Source organism: Clostridium sp. UBA1056 (assembly GCA_002316385.1).
GTDB lineage: Bacteria > Bacillota > Clostridia > Clostridiales > Clostridiaceae > Clostridium_J.
Genome location: DCDL01000014.1, coordinates 22569 through 41795, shown reverse-complemented (window position 1 = coordinate 41795; position 19227 = coordinate 22569). Strand labels below are relative to the sequence as shown.

22 protein-coding genes and 1 pseudogene are annotated in these 19227 nt (G+C 29.8%); 3 read left to right on the top strand and 20 right to left on the bottom strand.

Annotation, left to right across the window (positions count from 1 at the left end; genetic code table 11):
* Nucleotides 1-7: 7 nt before the first annotated feature.
* The 16 genes from B3W71_RS04355 to pepT form a co-directional block, all read right to left on the bottom strand.
* Entirely contained in the window at nucleotides 8-457 is a 450-nt protein-coding gene (locus B3W71_RS04355) for a hypothetical protein (protein WP_346887719.1), read from the bottom strand.
* Nucleotides 458-480: 23 nt separating this feature from the next.
* Nucleotides 481-561, bottom strand: a complete 81-nt coding sequence (locus B3W71_RS19245) for a hypothetical protein (protein ID WP_414631979.1) — start codon at nucleotides 559-561, stop codon at nucleotides 481-483.
* Nucleotides 562-924: 363 nt separating this feature from the next.
* Nucleotides 925-1125 (bottom strand): hypothetical protein, encoded by a 201-nt coding sequence (locus B3W71_RS04350; RefSeq protein ID WP_346887718.1) that lies wholly within the window; start codon nucleotides 1123-1125, stop codon nucleotides 925-927.
* A gap of 9 nt (nucleotides 1126-1134) precedes the next feature.
* Nucleotides 1135-1575 (bottom strand): hypothetical protein, encoded by a 441-nt coding sequence (locus B3W71_RS04345; RefSeq protein WP_346887717.1) that lies wholly within the window; start codon nucleotides 1573-1575, stop codon nucleotides 1135-1137.
* 23 nt (nucleotides 1576-1598) lie between these two features.
* Nucleotides 1599-1679: a hypothetical protein gene (locus tag B3W71_RS19240; protein ID WP_414631978.1), complete on the bottom strand. Its 81-nt coding sequence runs from the start codon at nucleotides 1677-1679 to the stop codon at nucleotides 1599-1601.
* Nucleotides 1680-2068: 389 nt separating this feature from the next.
* A complete protein-coding gene (locus B3W71_RS04340) occupies nucleotides 2069-2239 on the bottom strand; it encodes a hypothetical protein (protein WP_346887716.1) in 171 nt (56 codons plus the stop codon).
* Between the two features lie 9 nt (nucleotides 2240-2248).
* Nucleotides 2249-2695, bottom strand: coding sequence for a hypothetical protein (locus B3W71_RS04335; protein WP_346887715.1), 447 nt, complete (start codon nucleotides 2693-2695; stop codon nucleotides 2249-2251).
* A gap of 23 nt (nucleotides 2696-2718) precedes the next feature.
* Nucleotides 2719-2784: a hypothetical protein gene (locus B3W71_RS19235; RefSeq protein ID WP_414631977.1), complete on the bottom strand. Its 66-nt coding sequence runs from the start codon at nucleotides 2782-2784 to the stop codon at nucleotides 2719-2721.
* A gap of 376 nt (nucleotides 2785-3160) precedes the next feature.
* Nucleotides 3161-3361 carry a hypothetical protein gene (locus tag B3W71_RS04330; RefSeq protein WP_346887714.1) on the bottom strand — a complete coding sequence of 67 codons (201 nt, stop codon included), beginning with the start codon at nucleotides 3359-3361 and terminating at the stop codon, nucleotides 3161-3163.
* Nucleotides 3362-3370: 9 nt separating this feature from the next.
* Nucleotides 3371-3817 carry a hypothetical protein gene (locus B3W71_RS04325; RefSeq protein WP_346887713.1) on the bottom strand — a complete coding sequence of 149 codons (447 nt, stop codon included), beginning with the start codon at nucleotides 3815-3817 and terminating at the stop codon, nucleotides 3371-3373.
* 745 nt (nucleotides 3818-4562) lie between these two features.
* On the bottom strand, nucleotides 4563-4967 hold the full coding sequence (locus tag B3W71_RS04320; protein WP_346887712.1) for a GNAT family N-acetyltransferase: 405 nt from the start codon (nucleotides 4965-4967) through the stop codon (nucleotides 4563-4565).
* A 134-nt stretch (nucleotides 4968-5101) separates the two neighbouring features.
* Nucleotides 5102-5275 (bottom strand): hypothetical protein, encoded by a 174-nt coding sequence (locus B3W71_RS04315; protein WP_346887711.1) that lies wholly within the window; start codon nucleotides 5273-5275, stop codon nucleotides 5102-5104.
* A 364-nt stretch (nucleotides 5276-5639) separates the two neighbouring features.
* Complete coding sequence (locus B3W71_RS04310) at nucleotides 5640-6710, bottom strand: FAD-binding protein (RefSeq protein ID WP_346887739.1); 1071 nt, start codon at nucleotides 6708-6710, stop codon at nucleotides 5640-5642.
* Between the two features lie 1176 nt (nucleotides 6711-7886).
* A complete protein-coding gene (locus B3W71_RS04305) occupies nucleotides 7887-9254 on the bottom strand; it encodes a S1C family serine protease (RefSeq protein WP_346887710.1) in 1368 nt (455 codons plus the stop codon).
* Nucleotides 9255-9568: 314 nt separating this feature from the next.
* Complete coding sequence (locus B3W71_RS04300) at nucleotides 9569-9877, bottom strand: hypothetical protein (protein WP_346887709.1); 309 nt, start codon at nucleotides 9875-9877, stop codon at nucleotides 9569-9571.
* 304 nt (nucleotides 9878-10181) lie between these two features.
* On the bottom strand, nucleotides 10182-11399 hold the full coding sequence (gene pepT, locus B3W71_RS04295; protein WP_346887708.1) for a peptidase T: 1218 nt from the start codon (nucleotides 11397-11399) through the stop codon (nucleotides 10182-10184).
* A gap of 373 nt (nucleotides 11400-11772) precedes the next feature.
* On the opposite strand from pepT, the gene B3W71_RS04290 reads away from it, so the two are divergent.
* Entirely contained in the window at nucleotides 11773-12261 is a 489-nt protein-coding gene (locus B3W71_RS04290; protein ID WP_346887707.1) for a thioredoxin family protein, read from the top strand.
* An 85-nt stretch (nucleotides 12262-12346) separates the two neighbouring features.
* The gene (locus B3W71_RS04285; protein WP_346887706.1) at nucleotides 12347-12964 is read left to right on the top strand and encodes a HutD family protein; all 618 of its coding nucleotides are present in this window, start codon (nucleotides 12347-12349) and stop codon (nucleotides 12962-12964) included.
* A 334-nt stretch (nucleotides 12965-13298) separates the two neighbouring features.
* Here B3W71_RS04285 and B3W71_RS04280 read toward each other — a convergent pair whose 3' ends face one another.
* Both B3W71_RS04280 and nth read right to left on the bottom strand, forming a co-directional pair.
* On the bottom strand, nucleotides 13299-14471 hold the full coding sequence (locus tag B3W71_RS04280) for an NADP-dependent malic enzyme (protein WP_346887705.1): 1173 nt from the start codon (nucleotides 14469-14471) through the stop codon (nucleotides 13299-13301).
* Between the two features lie 97 nt (nucleotides 14472-14568).
* Entirely contained in the window at nucleotides 14569-15213 is a 645-nt protein-coding gene (gene nth / locus B3W71_RS04275) for an endonuclease III (protein ID WP_346887704.1), read from the bottom strand.
* Between the two features lie 349 nt (nucleotides 15214-15562).
* Between nth and hcp the strand changes: the two genes are divergently transcribed.
* Complete coding sequence (gene hcp / locus B3W71_RS04270; protein WP_346887703.1) at nucleotides 15563-17218, top strand: hydroxylamine reductase; 1656 nt, start codon at nucleotides 15563-15565, stop codon at nucleotides 17216-17218.
* Nucleotides 17219-17616: 398 nt separating this feature from the next.
* On the opposite strand, the gene B3W71_RS04265 is transcribed toward hcp, so the two are convergent.
* Together B3W71_RS04265 and B3W71_RS04260 are read right to left on the bottom strand one after the other, a co-directional pair.
* On the bottom strand, nucleotides 17617-18288 hold the full coding sequence (locus B3W71_RS04265; RefSeq protein ID WP_346887702.1) for a CPBP family intramembrane glutamic endopeptidase: 672 nt from the start codon (nucleotides 18286-18288) through the stop codon (nucleotides 17617-17619).
* A 459-nt stretch (nucleotides 18289-18747) separates the two neighbouring features.
* A pseudogene (locus B3W71_RS04260) lies at nucleotides 18748-18987 on the bottom strand (transposase); the annotation flags it as partial.
* Nucleotides 18988-19227: the final 240 nt, after the last annotated feature.

The window sequence follows — 19227 nt, the reverse complement described above, 5'->3', positions numbered from 1 at the left end:
TTATTTTTTATTTTCCTCCAACTGAATCTGGACTCCATACTCCTGTAGCACTCCAAATTCCTGATCCTCCTTCACCTTCTGCTCTTAATCTAACCTGTACTCCATATCCTTTATCCTCATAAGCATGGTTAGGAATCCACGCTTCAGTTGGTGGATATGAAAAACAATAAAAATATGGAGTCCACCAAGTTTTTGAAAAGTAATTGCCATTTGAGTCAACTACTGCTACCTTGTATGCGTTGTTTGAATAAGCTGTACGCTCCAGGTAATCATGCCTAATATATGCAGAAGTGTCATCATATTTTGGTCTAATATCTGTATGAGCAATACTGCCAGATGAGCTAATATAAAATTTATAAGGCTCGTCTTTTATGTTTCCAGCATCTGCAGTTGTTGCAAATCCAGTAATTCCAAGTCCAGCTACTAGTGCAAGAGTTAGTAAAAACTTTTTTTTCATAATATTCTCCCCTTTTTATACCGTTAATCAGTGAAATAATTTTCTTTATACCTCAATTTATTACACCTATGTATATAATAACCTAAGTTAGATGTTGATTTCAAGTGCTTTTGTTATAAATTTCGGTAAATAGCTCAAATTATGTAATTTGATGAGTTTAATTACTGATTATGCATATAAATTCATTTATGAAAATTTTAATCCAAATATAAAGTTTAGGCCTATACTACATCAATATAGCTAATTTTTTTAATAAGCTAGTTTTAGTTTGGCTAGTATTATTTCTATAGGAATATTATCTTTAGCTTTTTTATATACTAAACACACTAATTCTTTAGTCAATAGGCTTTGCATTACTTCAATAGTATTGCCTAATGTTTCTGTCCCATTAATAGAATAAATCCCCTTATACGAAAGACATAAAAAAATAGAAATGTATAAAATCCTACATTTTCCTGTTAGAACAATTACACATTTCCATTATAAAATTTACACACTACATATCTCCATGTGAACTCCCTAACTATTTGAGCAAACTCCCCCGTAGATAGTTCTGACTTTACCTCTTTTGTATTTTCATCATATATACTATCTCTAATACTCTCTAATTCTTTTTGAGCAGAATCATATAAACTATACTGCGCCAGTTTAAAACTGGCACAGTACAAACTTATTTTTTAATTTCCTCCAACTGAATCTGGACTCCATACTCCTGTACTACTCCAAATTCCTGTTCCTCCATGACCTTCTGCTTCTAATTTAACCAGTACTCCATATCCTCTATCCTCATAAGCATAGTTACGAATCCACTGTTCTTCTCCTGGCTTTGTAAGAACAGTAATATATGAACTCCACCAAGATTTTGAGAAGTCATTACCCCTTGCATCAACTACTTTTACATGATATCCGCCTCCACCATTTTGTAGCCAATCAAATCTTATATATGCAGAAGTGTCATCATATTTGGGTCTAGCATCTGTGTAAGTAAGACTGCCACCTGAGTGGATATTAAATTTATAAGGCTCGTCTTTTATGTTTCCAGCATCTGCAGTTGTTGCAAATCCAGTAATTCCAAGTCCAGCTACTAGTGCAAGAGTTAGTAAAAACTTTTTTTTCATAATATTCTCCCCCTTTTATACTGTTAATTAGTGAAATAATTTTCTTTATATCTCAATTTATTACACCTATGTATATAATAACCTAAGGTAAATGTTGATTGCAAGTGCTTTTGTGATAAATTTCGGTAAATAGCTCAAATTATGTAATTTATGATTTTAATTACTGATTATGTATATAAGTTCATTTATGAAAATTTTAATCCAAATATTAAGTTTAGACTTATACTACATCAATATAGTTAATTTTTTAAGAAGCTAGTTTTAGTTTGACTAGTATTATTTCTATAGGAATATTGTCTTTAGCTTTTTTATATACTAAACACACTAATTCTTTAGCCAATAGGCTTTGCATTACTTCAATAGCATTGCCTATTGTTCCATCCCATTAATAGAATCAATCCCATTATATAAAAGACATAAAAAAATAGAAATGTATAAAATCCTACATTTTCCTGTTAGAACAATTACACATTTCCATTATAAAATTTACACACTACATATCTCCATGTGACCCCCTAACTATTTGAGCAAAGTCCCCAGTAGATAGCTCTGACTTTACCTCTTTTGTATTTTCATCATATATACTATCTCTAATACTTTCTAATTCTTTCTGAATAAAATCATATAAACTATACTGTACCAGTTCAAAACTGGCACAGTACAAACTTATTTTTTAATTTCCTCCAACTGAATCTGGACTCCACCATCCTGTACTATGCCAAATTCCTGCTCCTCCGCTACCTTCTGCTTTTAATTTAACCTGTACTCCATATCCTCTATCCTCATAAGCATGGTTAGGAATCCACGCTTCTGTGCGAAATGGTGTATCATAAGTAAAATATGGACTCCACCAAAATTTTGAAAAGTCATTCCCTTTTTCATCAACTACTTTTACATGATATCCGCCACCATAACCGCTCAAGCTAATATAATCAAACATCATATATGCAGAAGTTGCATCATATTTTGGTCTAGCATCTGTATGATTAATACTGCCAGATGAGCTAATATAAAATTTATAAGGCTCGTCTTTTATATTTCCAGCATCTGCAGTTGTTGCAAATCCAGTAATTCCAAGCCCAACTACTAGTGCAAGAGTTAGTAAAAACTTTTTTTTCATACCATTATCCCCCTTTTATACTGTTAATCAGTTAAATAATTTTCCTTATAATTAAATTTATTACACCTGTGTATATAATAACCTAGGATAAATGTTAATTACAAGTGCCTTCGTTATAAATTTCGGTAAATATATTAAATTATGTAATTTATGAGTTTAATTACTGATTATGCATATAAGTTCATTTATGAAAATTTTAATCCAAATATGAAGTTTAGGCCTATACTACATCAATATAGTTGATTTTTTAGGAAGCTAGTTTTAGTTCGTCTAGTATTATTTCTATATGAATATTGTCTTTAGCTTTTTTATATACTAAACACACTAATTCTTTAGCCAATAGGCTTTGCATTACTTCAATAGCATTGCCTAATGTTTCTGTCCCATTAATAGAATCCATCTCATTATATAAAAGACATAAAAATAGAAATGTATAATTATTCCTACATTTTCATGTTGGAGCAATTACACATTTCCATTATAAAATTTACACACTACATATCTCCATATGAACCCCCTAACTATTTGAGCAACCTCACCCATAGATAGTTCTGACTTTACATCTTTTGTATTTTCATCATATATACTATCTCTAATACTTTCTAATTCTTTTTGAACAGAATCATATAAACTATACTGCGCCAGTTTAAAACTGGCACAGTACAAACTTACTTTTTAATTTCCTCCAACTGAATCTGGACTCCACCATCCTGTACTATGCCAAATTCCTGCGCCTCCGCTACCTTCTGCTTTTAATTTAACCTGTACTCCATATCCTCTATCCTCATAAGCATAGTTAGGAATCCACGCTTCTGTGCGGAATGGTGTATCATAAGTAAAATATCGACTCCACCAAAATTTTGAAAAGTCATTACCCTTTTCATCAACTACTTTTACATGATATCCCCCACCATAACCAGTCACGTAAATGTAATCAAACATCATATATGCAGAAGTTGCATCATATTTTGGTCTCTTATCTGTATAAGAACTACTGCCAGATGAGCTAATATAAAATTTATAATCAGTATCTTCTATGTTTCCAGCATCTGCAGTTGTTGCAAATCCAGTAATTCCAAGCCCAACTACTAGTGCAAGAGTTAGTAAAAACTTTTTTTTCATAATATTCCCCCCCTTTTATACTATTAATCGGTTAAATAATTTTCCTTATAAATCAATTTATTACATCTGTGTATATAATAACCTAAGGTAAATGTTGATTGCAAGTGCTTTCGTGATAAATTTCGGTAAATAGATCAAATTGTGTAATTTTATAAGTTTAATTACTATTATGCATATAAGTTCATTTATGAAAATTTTAATCCAAATATAAAGTTTAGGCTTATACTACATCAATATAGTTAATTTTTTAAGAAGCTATTTTTAGTTTGGCTAGTACTATTTCTATATATTAATAGAATAAATGCCCTTATACGAAAGACATAAAAAAATAGAAATGTATAAAATCCTACATTTTCATGTTGGAACAATTACACATTTCCATTATAAAATTTACACACTACATATCTCCATGTGAACTCCCTAACTACTTGAGCAAACTCCCCCATAGATAGTTCTGACTTTACCCCTTTTGTATTTTCATCATATATACTATCTCTAATACTTTCTAATTCTTTTTGAACAGAATAAAGAAACAATAATGCTTAAAGTAATAGTAATTATAAGTTCTTCTAGCCCACTATTCAGTAATAGACATGTCTAGAAGCAATAATATAAATCTACTCACTATTCTAGTTAAAAGAGGCTTTCGCAAAAAAGCTAATCTAAATAAATATTGAATAAGCACTTNNTATTAACGCTCAGCCGTTTCGGTCTATTGATAAAACGTACTATAAACTACCAAAAATTAAGCATTGAATCTGTAAAACCAATTGTTCTGATTATATGTAAAATCAAATTTTTTATAGAAATTATCCAGTCCATTATTTGCAATCAAACCAACAATAGCACCATCTACACAGTTTTTATTAATATAATCCATTATTTTTTTCATAATTATTGTACCAATCTTTTGCTTTTGATAGGATGGTATAACTATTATATCTTGTATATAAAAAACCGTTCCACCATCTCCAACAATTCTTCCAAAGCCAATTATCTTATCTTGGTCTTCTATACAAACGCAATAGATTGAATTATTCAATCCTTTTTCTATTTCGTCATGTTGTAATACCCTCCAACCAACAGAATTTCTTAAATAAATATATTCTTCAATTGAAGGTTTCCTTTCGCTTACAATAATACTTTTCATATTTAAACCTTCCCTCCACATTAAATTTCAAAAATTGCTACTACATATTATACTAATAGAAACAACCTTCTTAAATTATAATATATATTTCTAATTCATGTTATAATTTAAAACGTTTTCTCTCGTTGCATTTGTCAAATAGAACATAAAAATAATGAAATCCCCCATACTAATATCAATGAAATGACGCACCACATTGTATTATAGCTAGTTGCTTCATCATTTTTTATCTTCTTTAATATTGATATAAAACTGTTTAGAAATACTATTATAGAAATAATCCCTATAAATAAAAGTAAAGCTATCATCCTTAATACCTCCTATAAAAACTATAATTATATTATGTGGTAATTTCTCAATAAGTTCAATGTAGTTTTTGGGTATACCGTATTAAATAATCTTAATTTAATTACTATCTATTTTTTACTATTATAATTTTAACATATGATTTTTTATAAAAATAAAAGAATAGCAAGGAATTAACCTACTACCCTTTAACTTATGAATATTTATATTAAAACATATTTTATAATACAATTTATATTTTTACATTTAATGTATAAAATATAAATTAAGTGTCTATAATTTAATTAGATTTATTCTCCAAATTATGTGCTACAAAAGAGAAAGAAGCTAGTAAGGATTTGAAATGGTCCCTACTAGCTTTTAATTTTACTGTTTTCCTGAATCAACATTAATACTTTGCAATCTACTTTTCAATACAAGTTTACGTAAAAATGTATTATACATAAATGGACATTTCAGTAGTTTTAAAAAAATCTTTAAACGTATATGAAAAGTTTTCAACCTATATTTTTCATTTACATTTTTGCTATGAGTATTTAGAACTTCACTTAAAGCCCGTGCACTATTAATAGCCACACTAATTCCCTCTAGTGAACTAGGACTAATGAATCCCGCAGCTTCTCCAATCAAAAATGCATTATTTCTACCACAGCAAAAATCATAGAATGATGAAGGTCGTAGAACCATGCATGCTTCGGTTTTCATAGGATCTCCAAACTGAAATCCAAGCTTCTCCAATTTTTTTTTCTGATTTTCAAATCGTTGTCTAGCATTATCCATAGGAAATGCTCCACCAAAAATAAACTGATTGTCCTTAGAAATGGACCATGAACAGCAATCTGTATTCTCTGGGTCAAAAATACAAGAATAGAATGGATTAGAATGTGTCTCTGGAAACCATTGTTGAATTGACATGTAAGTTCGTATTTTCTTTTTTGGGTATATGATGTGGCGTACTAAGGAATTTGCACCATCTGCACCAACTAGATATGTTGCGCAGATAACATGCTTGATACCATCTTCATAAAAAGTTACCTGGTAACCTTCTGATGTCTTTTCAATGGAAGAACAACGAGAATTACTGTGAATCTCTACATGATTTGGAATAAGTGATTTCAACCATAAATCAAATTTATGTCTATTAAGATTAATATAAAATCGTTGATAATGGCGAATAAGATTACTTTTCATATCTATTGTTTTAACTGCAAAAATCTGTGGGTCCACTATAATATCTTTGGGAAGTGTCATATCTAACTCTATTAATGCTTTCTGTGCAGCTGAAGAAAGCAATCCGCCACAAGGTTTCTGAAACCCATTTTCATTAGAACTTTTTTTATCAATAGCAATAATCTTATATTTATCAGAAAGTAATCGTGACAGTGTAGAGCCAGCAGGTCCTAATCCTATAATTGCAATATCATATTTTTTAATTATTGACTTTTTCATCTTTATTCTCCATTCTCTAAATGACTTTATTTTTTTTACTTTCTAAAATCTTTTCTAATTTGCATTTAAATATTTTGTGTAAGCCATTAAAAATTGTAAATTGAAAATCTTCTTCAATCTAAATCCAGTCATTTTCTTCTTTAGTTGCAGTAACTTTTTTAATATTATAGATACTATCAGACACAGAAATTACTCTGTCACAATAATAAAACACTATAAATTTTCTTAATTTTAATAAGACTAATATGTAAATACTACACATACGTAAATGAGCACTATTAATATCTAAGCTATATTGGGAAATGGTATGTTCATACCCTAATTTTTCAAAAATGCCATCATCACATGATTTATTAAAATAATTTCTGCAATGAGTAATTTATTTAATTATCTTGAACTTATTGTATATTTCATAAAAGTTACATCTATTAAAATAATTTTCGATTCTTTTATACTGTTATTATATAAAAACATTTCACCAATTGCAATATTTTTTTATTGTTTTTCATTATATTTTTATCATATTAAGCAACTTGCAAATTTGTGACATTTTAAATTTTATAGAACACTATAAATAGATAACTTTGTGGAAAATGTGAATTTATTAGTGAATATTTTAAATTCATCTAGAGAAATTAGATGAAGTAGGCCATGATACAAATGTAGCTAGTTTAGTTTGTTCAAACGGCTGAATGATGTAATTGGTGGTGCTCTTAATCATGAGTTTTTAATCGTAAAACTTAGAGAAACTAAAACAAGTAATACTAGATTTATTGGGATTAATAATAGGAAATGGTCTTAATTTTAAAACTACTGTCATGTTGCTTGGCCATATGGTAGAAATGACAATGAAAACTTATTCTCATATTAATGATGATATGCTTTTAAAAACTACGAAAATTATAGCTGAAAATTTTAATAGTAATTTATGACGTTTGAATGAACTTAAAAGAGCAAACCCATTGAATTTACTGGGTTTGCTCTTTGATAAATTTATCCGATGACTACCCGCTCTAATACTCCCATCTTTTTCAAAGCGGGAGTGAAGAGCGGCTACGTCCCTGGATAACGATTTCTAAGCTTCAGTTGGAGTAAACCCCTTCTGAAGCAAAGAACTCTGTTTATAATATTATAATTAGGGGATAATTATAACTATTAGCTTTATTACTCTACTACTAAAGTAGCTGTCATTGTTTGACCTTTTCTTATGAATTCTACAGGAATACTATCTCCTTCTTTAAAAGACTCTTTTTCCTTATTTAATTCTTCAACGGTCTTAACAGCTTTGCCATTAACTTTAGTAATTACATCTCCAGGTTGTAGTCCACCCTTTTGAGCCATACTAAAGTCTTCTACAGTTTGAATATATACACCTTCTGGTAAATTAAACTGTTTTGATAAATCTTCAGTTATATCTCTAACTCCTATACCAAATTTTACTTTTTGTTTTACTAGAGTATCTAATTTTTCAGTGGCATCGTTAATTGGAATTGCAAAACCTATTCCTTCTACACCACTAGCCTCTATCTTAGCTGTATTTATACCTATTACTTGACCTTTAGAGTTAATTAATGGACCTCCACTGTTTCCTGGATTTATAGCAGTATCTGTTTGAATAAGATTCATTTTTTCTCCACCTTTAGTTAGAGCTACTCCTCTATTAACAGCACTTATAATTCCTGTTGTTACAGATCCTAGATACTCTTTTCCAAGTGGATTTCCTATAGCTATAACTTGTTCTCCAGCTTGAAGACTATCAGAGTCACCTAATTCTACTATTCCTGGCATTTTAACATCATCAGTAATCTTAACTACTGCTAAATCTGCATCTTCTTGATAGTTTACAACTTTAGCACTTACTTCTTGACCTGTACTAAAAATAACCTTAACTTGACTAGCATTTTTAACTACATGATAGTTTGTAAGTACATATCCGTCTTCTGAGAATATGAATCCTGATCCAATACCTTCTTGCTCACCCATATTAAATCCAAACACATTAGTTGCTACTGAAGTAGTTGATACTCCAACTACAGCTGGTGAAACCTTTGATACGATTTCTGGTATATTTATACCACCTGGAGAACTAAGGTTTGTTGTGGTATTATTAGTATTTTTAGATTGACCTTCTTTAATTGCTGATTGTATAGTACCTCTCATAGCTCCGTAAGTAATACCTGTACCAACTGCCCCTCCTAATATAGAACATATTAGGGCTATTGCTATATAGGTTTTCGCTGAGCCCTTACCTTTGTTACTTTTATTACCTCTATCTTTTTTCTTTTTTTTCTTTTCAATCCCATCTTCCCATGATGAGGTATTGGTTTCATTACCATTTAAGTTATCATTTGCTGTGTATTCTACGTCCTGAATTGCAGTATAGTTTAAATTATCATTATTATCATTAATTACATTGCTTTCGTTACTTATACTGTTATCATTACTTTCATTAATACCTACATTTTCGTTTAGGCTGATATCTTTATTATCTTCACCATTATTTAGTTCATTGTTATTTATATCTTTATCCATATTAAATCTTCCCCCTTGTAAAAGTTGACTTATTAATTTTTCTTATTTCTATATTTACTATTATCAACACTTATGTGTCAGTTCAGTGACTAAAATATGAAAGAATTCTTAATTGATTAATTTTATTCTAAAAACTCTATAATTTATATAAGTCCTATATTCTAAAAAACTACTAAAACCTCTTAGCTTCAGTAGTTCTATATATGAAATACTTTTCTTTTAAATTATTATCCTAAATCAAAATTAGAGCTTTCGTAAAGTAAACTAATATTAAATAAATGTTACTGGACTATTTTACGAAAGCCTCATTGATATTAGAATATTCTTTTACTATTGGAATCTCCATAATAATCATTGCCATGATCACTCATGTCTAAATCATCTATAATGGAGTCAAAGTCAACTTCACTGTCGCTTCTTAGATCTTCATTTAAATCATCAAAAGTAATTTCTTCACTGGTCTCCATATCATAAGATTTGCGATTTCTTTTTTTTGCAGCTTCTATCTCAGCTTCTCTTACATTCCCCCAAACTGTATCATCCATAGGCGTTATGACTCTAAACTCACCAAAATAGTTATATTCATCTTGTGGATATGTTGGTCTTGATTTATCGTTATTCATAGTATACCTCCTCAATTACTTTACTATAGTGTGTATTAAGGAAGCACTTTTTATGTATATTTATGATATAAATTATAGAAGTTTTTATTTATAAATTTTCCTGCTAAAATATACCGCTTTCTAAGAAGGAAACCTTCCTAAGAAGCGGCTAATAATCTTACTATAAAAAAACTTTATCTAAAAAGCTTTAGGCATCTTCTAAAAATAAATAAGTCAGAATGCTCGTATATTTTGTGTTATACTGCGTCAACAGAACCCTTAGATAGTGCTACTATCNNTTATTATTTATTTTCAGATGCCTTATTTATTTTTCTGCATAAAGAGTTATTATCTTAACTATAGTTTCTACAGCTTTTTCCATAGATTCTACAGGAATAAACTCAAATTTTCCGTGGAAGTTATGTCCACCTGTGAAGATATTTGGTGTTGGAAGTCCCATGAAGGATAATCTTGCTCCATCTGTACCTCCTCTGATTGGAACTATGATTGGCTCGATATCAAGAGCTTTCATAGCTTCAACAGCTGTATCTACTATATGCATTACTGGTTCTACTTTTTCTTTCATGTTGTAGTATTGATCTTTTATTGAAATTTCTACAGTACCTTCACCGTATTTTTTATTAAGTAATTCTACTATATCATTAATTAAAACTTTCTTTTCTTCAAAAGTATCTCTGAAGAAATCTCTTATAATATAAGACATAGTTGTCTTTTCTACAGTTCCTACCATATCGCAAAGCATGAAGAAACCTTCATATCCTTCTGTATACTCTGGTCTTGCATTAACAGGTAATAATCCGTTTAATTCCATAGCTATTTGTTGAGTATTCACCATTTTATTTTTAGCACTTCCTGGGTGAACATTTCTTCCATTGATAACTATCTCAGCACCAGCAGCATTGAAGTTTTCATATTCAATTTCACCAACTGCTCCACCATCTACTGTGTAAGCAAAGTCTGCAGCAAATTTTTCTACATCAAAGTGATCTGCACCTTCTCCAATTTCTTCGTCTGGAGTAAATCCAACTTTAATTGTACCGTGTTTTATATCTGGATTTGCAATTAAGTACTCTATAGCAGTAACAATTTCTGATATACCAGCTTTGTCGTCTGCTCCTAATAAGGTAGTTCCATCTGTTGTGATAAGAGTTTTACCTATATAGTCATTAAGTTCTGGGAAATCTACTGGAGATAAAACTGTGTTTTCATTTAATTTAATATCTCCACCTTTATAATCTACCATTTGAGGTTTAACATCTTTACCTGAATAATCTGGAGCAGTATCCATATGAGATACAAATCCTATAGTTGGTATTTTTTTATCTGTATTAGCGGGCAATGTAGCCATTACGTAATTGTTTTCATCAATAGTAACATCACTCATACCTATTCTTTTTAATTCTTCAAATATAGCTTCCCCTAAAACTCTTTGGCTAGCTGTACTTGGAGTTGTTCCTGTAGAAGTACTTGATTGAGTATCATACTTCACATATCCTAAGAATCTTTCTATAACTTTTGACATAATATCGCCGCCTTTTTTAATATTTTATAATTATATTATATTGTTTATTTGATCCTATATTCATAGTATATAAAACTCTAATTTTTTTTACAAGTTAATAAATTGTATATATCTACTATTTATCACTTTTATTTGTTATAATAATCATGAACAAGCTATGTCTATGAAGTATTAAAACACTTTACTAACATAATATATTATATTGAATAAATTTAATATAATATATAAGTTTTAATAAAAATTATTCATTAAATTTGTTTGCAATTCTAGATTGCACTAAGGAGTATTAATGAATTTTATTTATTGAAACTTATATACATTCTAATTTGTAAAAGATAAAATTTAATTAGACGTAATTGGAGGGTAAGATAACATGTTAGATTTTAATAAAGCGTTAAGCTTTGAGAAGTATGTAGAAAAACAACATGACAAATATGGGGATATCCAAGATAAGACCTATGTAAACACTGAACTTTCTAGTAATGCTAAAGAAAAAATTAAAAGATTAGACAAGGTTGTTCACGCTGCAATATTTACAGAGGGCTTTTGTCCAGATTGTATTGTAACTATTCCTTTTGTACAAAGACTTGCAGAAGAAAATTCAAATTTAAAGGTTCATTTATTCCATAGAACTGACTTTGAAGGATTTCTTGAGAAAGCTGTAGGTTGCATAAACATACCCGCAGTAATAACTTTCACTGAAGATATGGATCCTAAAGGAGCTTATGTAGAAATGCCTAAAGAACTAGTTGAAAAACTTCCTATAATCTCTAACGATGAGAGAAAGGTTCTTGTGGCAGAATATAGATCTGGAAAATATAATAATTTAATAGAAAAAGATCTTCTAGATATAATATTATAATTCTGTACTAACTTTCATAACTCATCCCTATATTTGTTGATATATGAATGAGTTTTTTATAATAAAATATTTATGGGGTGACATTATGGGTTATAAAATAGAAATAATAACAAAGGATAAAATTAAAACCTCCAATTGGAGTGGAGGCACTACTAATGAAATATATATTTATCCTAAAGACTCTCATTATAAATCTTTAAACTTTAGCTGGAGAATTAGTTCTGCCACTGTAGATTTAGAACATTCCACCTTTACTAGCCTACCAAACATCTATAGATATATAACAACCCTAGAAGGTTCCATGGACCTCTGTCATAATAAGGGACCTTTAACTCATTTAGAGCCTTTTGAAATTCATGGATTTTCTGGTGATTTAAACACAGAAAGCTTTGGAAAAGTCATAGATTTTAACTTAATGCTAGGCCCTGGGTGTAATGGTGTAATGGACACTTTAAGATTAACTGATGATTCTTCGCTGAAGCTAAAATTAAATAGTAGAAAAAATAAATATTCATGCCGTAATTATATATTCTTCTCACCTAATTCAGACTTAATCTTCACAATAGATGGGAATAATATTTCTCTTCCTAAAAATGATACCTTAATCATTGAAGACTGTGAGGAAGATAGCGTTTCTTCCATAGAAATTACATCCTCACAACTTTGTAATGTTATTAGTATAGAAGTTGGCTGCATAAAATAAATATTGAGCATGCACTTTATAGGCTATGTTAGATATAAAAAACAAATAAGGCTCTTGGTGTTTTTTGTATAATTTTCGGTTTATCTCTTATAGTTGCTGTACTTATTAAGATGATTTTATAATATCTGTTTATTATAAATTGGAAATAAAAAATAAAATTAGCTTGTTGTTAATAGACAAGCTAATTTTTATACACATTTATCATCATATTATCTAGCATAGCCTAATATTATTGTTAGCGAATGCCATTTGTATAAGTAAGAATCTAAATCTTTCATTTAGTTATTCGAACTTAGTTCTTCTAATTAATTAGAAGAACTCCAGAGATATTTTCTTATATTTTTGATACACCCATTTCTCTAGCTATTCTCATAACCTCTTCTGCTACCTTATCTGCTACTCTTTTATCTAGAGCATTTGGAATTATATTTTCATCATTTAATTCTTCCTCTGGGATTAAGTTTGCTAGAGCTCTTGCTGCAGCTAATTTCATCTCATCATTTATTTCTCTCGCCCTAACTGTAAGAGCTCCTTTAAATATACCTGGAAATACTAAAACATTATTAATTTGATTAGCAAAATCTGAACGACCTGTTGCTACTACTCTAGCTCCACCTGACTTAGCTTCATCTGGCATGATTTCTGGAGTTGGGTTAGCCATAGCAAAGATAATTGCATCTGAATTCATAGTTTTTACATCTTCTGAATTTATCATATTAGGTCCAGATACTCCTATAAACACATCAGCTCCTACTAAAACTTCTTTTAATGAACCTGATTCTTTATTTTTATTAGTAACCTTTGCTATTTGCTCATGAGATTCAAATAAACAGTTGCCACCATCATAAATAGCACCATTCCTATCACACATAATTATATTTTGTGCTCCAGCCTTTAAAAGCAATTTGCATATAGCAATTCCAGCAGAACCTGCACCATTTATTATGATTTTAATATCTTTAATGTTTTTCTTAGTTAATTTTAATGCATTATATAATCCTGATAATACAACTACTGCAGTTCCATGTTGGTCATCATGAAATACGGGAATATTTAGCTCTCTCTTTAAAGTTTCTTCTATGTAAAAACACTCAGGAGCCTTTATATCTTCAAGATTTATTCCTCCAAATACAGGAGATATTAATTTTACAGTTTTAATTACCTCTTCTGGATCTTCACTATCAATACATATTGGGAAAGCATCTACTCCAGCAAATTCTTTAAATAATAATGCCTTTCCTTCCATTACTGGAATTGAAGCTTCTGCTCCTATGTTTCCAAGGCCTAATACTGCTGTTCCATTAGAAACTATAGCTACAGTGTTTGCTTTTATTGTATAATCATAAACCTTATCCTTATCCTTAGATATTTCAACACAAGGCTCTGCAACTCCAGGAGTATAAGCTATAGATAAATCTTCTCTTGTATTAACAGGAATTTTACTTATAACCTCTAGTTTCCCCTTCTTTTCCTTGTGCATCTTTAAAGATTGTTCACCATATGACATAACTAAATCCTCCTATTTTAAATAATCTATTTGCCTTTAGGCATCTGAAAATAAATAATAAGTCATCAGATAACACAAAATAGACGAGCATTCTGACTTATTTATTTTTTGAAGATGCCTTATTTAAGTAATCACAATAAGGTGCTATAGGACATTCATGACACTTTGGCTTTCTAGCATCACATATTTTTCTTCCATGCCAAATTATATAGTGATGTGCATCACTCCACATACTTTTGGGTATGTGCTTCATAAGCTTTTCTTCAACAATTTCTACATTATCTCCAGGTGCAAAGCCTGTTCTGTTAGAAATTCTAAACACATGAGTATCTACAGCTATGGCTGGAACTCCAAAGGCGTTAGATAACACTACATTAGCAGTTTTCCTACCTACACCTGGGAGAGCTACAAGCTCCTCCATAGTTCTTGGCACCTGCCCATTATGCTTTTCTACAATAGCTTTACATGCCCCTAATATATTTTTACTTTTATTTTTATAAAATCCACAACTATGAATTTTTTCACCTAATTCTTCTTCACTTAAAGTTAGTATAGCTTCTGGAGTATTATACTCCTTATATAATTCCTTTGTGACCTTGTTAACCCTTTCATCCGTACACTGAGCAGAAAGTATAGTGGATATTAAAAGCTCAAAGGGACTGTTAAAGTTTAATCCACATGAAGCACCTCTATAAGTTTCCTCTAATATTTCTAAAATTTTCTTTCGTTTTTCCTTATTCATAAAATCACCTCAATTAATTTCAATGATTGTAGTATTTCTAGATATCAATTAAATTTTTCATATTATATATATTTTAAATAAATCTTAATAATAGTAGTATTCCTACTTAGCTCACTTCTATTATATCAGATTTTCAATATTTTACTTAAGTCACTATCAAATAAATAATAGATNNAGGATTTTAACTCCTTGTCTCGTGACAAATATACTTCGAATCTTTGGTCTATTATTTATTTTCACGTGCCTAATTAAACAAAGGTTTATAATACAATTTCTCTTATATAAGAATAATATTACTGCTAAAACGAATAATATATAAAAAACCTTATTATCTGAGGAGGAATATTAAATGGATAATGCTATGTTTTGCTATCAATGTGAACAAACTGTAGGGGGAAAGGGCTGTACTAAACTTGGCGTTTGTGGAAAGACCCCTGAAATAGCCAATTTGCAAGACTTATTAATTTATCAAGCAAAGGGAATTAGCTGCTATGCTAAAGACCTAATAGATAGGGGTGAACATATAGATAAATCTATCGTTAGTTTTGTAGAGAATTCTCTATTTACAACTTTAACTAATGTAAACTTTGATGCTGAAGTTCACGTTAAGCTTCTTAAAGAGTCACAAAAAATAAAAGAAAATCTGAGAAGTAAAGCATCCACTGATAAAGAGTATCCTGAAGAAGCTACCTATAATTTAAGTAAAACTAAAGAAGAAATGCTTAAAGATGCAGTTAAAGCTGGAATTATGTATGATCAAGATTTAGACGCTGATGTCCGTTCTTTAAGACAAACTATTATTTATGGTTTAAAAGGTATAAGTGCCTATGGACACCAAGCTAGATTTTTAGGATATTATGATGATCAAGTTGATAATTTCTACTTTAGAGGATTAGAATGCACAACTAATGATAATCTATCAGTAGAAGAATTAATTAACATGACAATGAGAACTGGTAATATGAGTATAGCTGTTATGAAAAAACTTGATGAAGCTAACACTGAAACTTATAAAGATCCAACTCCTCACCTAGTTAATGTTAAGGTAGAAAAAGGACCTTTTATAATTGTCTCTGGTCATGATCTTAAAGATTTAGAAATGCTACTAAAACAAACTGAAGGTACTGGCATAAATATATATACTCACGGTGAAATGATACCTGCTCATGGATATCCTGAACTTAAAAAATATTCTCATCTTATAGGAAACTATGGTAGTGCTTGGCAGAATCAACAAACTGAATTTGATAATATTCCTGGATGTATCCTTATGACTACTAACTGTCTCATGAGACCAAGAGAAACTTATAAGGATAGAATCTTTACAACTAGTGTAGTTGGATGGGATGGAGTTAAATATATACATGTTAAGGAAGATGGAACAAAGGACTTCTCTGAAATTATAAATAAAGCTTTAGAATTAGGTGGCTTTACTGCCTCAGAGGACCCTAAAGAAATCCTTGTAGGCTTTGGCCATAAAGCTACTTTAAGTAATGCTGGAAAAATTGTAGAGGCAGTTAAAAATGGTGATATACGTCACTTCTTCCTAGTAGGCGGTTGTGATGGTGCAAGGCCTGGAAGAAACTATTATACAGATTTTGCAAAAATGGTTCCTGAAAATTGTATTATCCTTACTCTAGCTTGCGGAAAATATAGATTTAATAAGCTTGACTTTGGCGAAGTAGCTGGACTTCCAAGACTTCTTGATGTAGGTCAATGTAATGATGCTTATTCTGCAGTAAGAATTGCCACAGCTTTAGCGGATGCCTTTGAAACAGATGTAAATGGATTACCTTTATCCATTGTGTTATCTTGGTATGAACAAAAGGCAGTAGCTGATTTACTAGCTCTGTTAGCCTTAGGTATTAAGGGTATATTCCTTGGACCTTCTCTTCCTGCATTTATAAGTCCCAATGTACTACAATATCTCGTAGATACATTCCAAATAACACCTATAAGTACACCAGAAGAGGACTTAAAAACTTGCCTACAACAAGGGATTTAGCTTAGATTTTAAATTCATGATTTTTCTATGAAATTTTAGTTTAGAATATATTTTAAGATTATTTTTGAAATAAGTTGAAGGTACTTTCACAAAATATATTGCTACTCTTATATAAAATATTGAAGATGTACTTTAATATTATTGTTAGCGAATCTCATTTGGATAAGTAATAAGTTAGGTTATGTGATTTTTCAAAATTCTGTGAAATTAACCTTTCATCTTAAAGAATAAAGAAAACAATAGATTATAGTTAAACAACTTATATATTTTGTTTTTACATTCTATGCAAACCAACAAATATTTAATTTTGTGGAGCTTCATAAAAAAGCTCTATAAGTATAAACTTATAGAGCTTTTTATGCTTATCCTACTACCTCTTCAATAGCTTTCCAATATGGTTATGTAATAATACTATATAAAAATCTAAATATAGGATAAAAGTCTAATAGTGCATGTACCAAAATAGGAATTATCAAAGAATTACTCTTTTTATATAATAAAGCAAATATCGCTCCAGCAAAAATACATCCTCCTAATTGTGAGATAATAGCATTTATGGATTGAATACCTGAATAGTTATTTACGATAATTGGAAGAGTAGCATGCATAGCACCCCACATCATACCACTAATTATGACAGCTAAATAGGTAGGTAGCTCTTTATCTAATTCTGTAAATAAGTATCCCCTAAAGACAAACTCTTCTGAAAATCCTACAACAATTAGAAAAAAGAAGGGTTTATATAGACCAGCTAGCGAAAAATCGCCTTCGATAAAAAATATTCCCATATAAATTGCAAATAAAATACAAGCAACTATCTTGCCATTTTTTGTTATTCCGGCTATATTTAATGATTGTTTTTTTCTAAGCATAATTGATATAACAATTATTACAATAAGCAAGTTGGCTAGAAAATCACCTAATAATTTTATCCCAATATTTGATGTAGTAACACAATTAGCAGGTATAAGTAAATCATTATTATAGAAGTATTTTGCTAGGAAAAAGAAATACACCATATATATACCTATAAGAGTTATAGGATATATAATTTTTTTGTTAATTTTCATATAAAGTCTCCCCTTTTTATGTAATTTATAATTTGAGTTGGCTTAATTTCAATGTTGTCAGTTAAAATGGCACATAAATTTAAGTTACAGCTTAAGTTGAATTTTTAACATGTCATGACTTAAATTTATATGAAAATCAATTACTAGACCTAAGTTGCTAAACCACTCCCCCGTCTCTATGAATATTAAATAATTCGTACAATTATTTTTAACGTAAAATTTCCCAACTTCTATAAACTTAAATAAATTTTTATTAAAAAGTATAATTTTTGTTAATTATAATATATAAATCCATCTTAGAATAGTCAAGCTATTATTCTCTTTTTAAAATAGTTATTAATCAAAGAGCTAGACTTATTGATTACATCTAGCATGTAAATTTACTTGATTTAAGTAGTGAGGAATTAAGCGTGGCAAATTGAACTAATTTCTATTTATGACCTAAATTGCTGAAATTACTTAAGTTGAGTATATTATATCTAGCTGAGCTTCAAACAATTCCTCTGAAGTTTTGTATTTAAGTATCCTTCTTGGAAGTGTGTTCATCCAATCCTCAATGAAGTCAATATCAGTGTCACTGTAATCAGATATACGTTTACCCTTAGGGATAAAGCAACGAAGGAGACCATTATGACATTCATTAGTACCTTTTTCAAATGAGGAATAAGGATGAGTGAAATATATCTTTGTATCAGTATCAACCTCAATTTGACCCTTACCCACTTTAGTAGNNCTACTAAAGTGGGTAAGGGTCATTCAGCTATTTTATACAACTATATACCTATTTAAAATTTTAACTTTTTAAATATTTCTCATTTTAACATTTTAAATAGTTGCCTTCATCATTTTAAATTGTTTATATGATATATTTTAAAGGGCTTTCGCAAAATATATTGCTAATCTTATATAAAATATTAAAGATGCACTTTAATATTATTG

Excerpts from the sequence above, each read along its gene's own strand:
- B3W71_RS04305 (WP_346887710.1), bottom strand. The coding sequence starts at position 9,254 with ATGGATAAAGATATAAATAACAATGAACTAAATAATGGTGAAGATAAT.
- B3W71_RS04285 (WP_346887706.1), top strand. The coding sequence starts at position 12,347 with ATGGGTTATAAAATAGAAATAATAACAAAGGATAAAATTAAAACCTCC.
- B3W71_RS04355 (WP_346887719.1), bottom strand. The coding sequence starts at position 457 with ATGAAAAAAAAGTTTTTACTAACTCTTGCACTAGTAGCTGGACTTGGA.
- B3W71_RS04280 (WP_346887705.1), bottom strand. The coding sequence starts at position 14,471 with ATGTCATATGGTGAACAATCTTTAAAGATGCACAAGGAAAAGAAGGGG.
- B3W71_RS04265 (WP_346887702.1), bottom strand. The coding sequence starts at position 18,288 with ATGAAAATTAACAAAAAAATTATATATCCTATAACTCTTATAGGTATA.
- B3W71_RS04335 (WP_346887715.1), bottom strand. The coding sequence starts at position 2,695 with ATGAAAAAAAAGTTTTTACTAACTCTTGCACTAGTAGTTGGGCTTGGA.
- B3W71_RS04325 (WP_346887713.1), bottom strand. The coding sequence starts at position 3,817 with ATGAAAAAAAAGTTTTTACTAACTCTTGCACTAGTAGTTGGGCTTGGA.
- B3W71_RS04345 (WP_346887717.1), bottom strand. The coding sequence starts at position 1,575 with ATGAAAAAAAAGTTTTTACTAACTCTTGCACTAGTAGCTGGACTTGGA.
- B3W71_RS04320 (WP_346887712.1), bottom strand. The coding sequence starts at position 4,967 with ATGAAAAGTATTATTGTAAGCGAAAGGAAACCTTCAATTGAAGAATAT.
- B3W71_RS04290 (WP_346887707.1), top strand. The coding sequence starts at position 11,773 with ATGTTAGATTTTAATAAAGCGTTAAGCTTTGAGAAGTATGTAGAAAAA.
- B3W71_RS04315 (WP_346887711.1), bottom strand. The coding sequence starts at position 5,275 with ATGATAGCTTTACTTTTATTTATAGGGATTATTTCTATAATAGTATTT.
- nth (WP_346887704.1), bottom strand. The coding sequence starts at position 15,213 with ATGAATAAGGAAAAACGAAAGAAAATTTTAGAAATATTAGAGGAAACT.
- B3W71_RS04300 (WP_346887709.1), bottom strand. The coding sequence starts at position 9,877 with ATGAATAACGATAAATCAAGACCAACATATCCACAAGATGAATATAAC.
- hcp (WP_346887703.1), top strand. The coding sequence starts at position 15,563 with ATGGATAATGCTATGTTTTGCTATCAATGTGAACAAACTGTAGGGGGA.
- pepT (WP_346887708.1), bottom strand. The coding sequence starts at position 11,399 with ATGTCAAAAGTTATAGAAAGATTCTTAGGATATGTGAAGTATGATACT.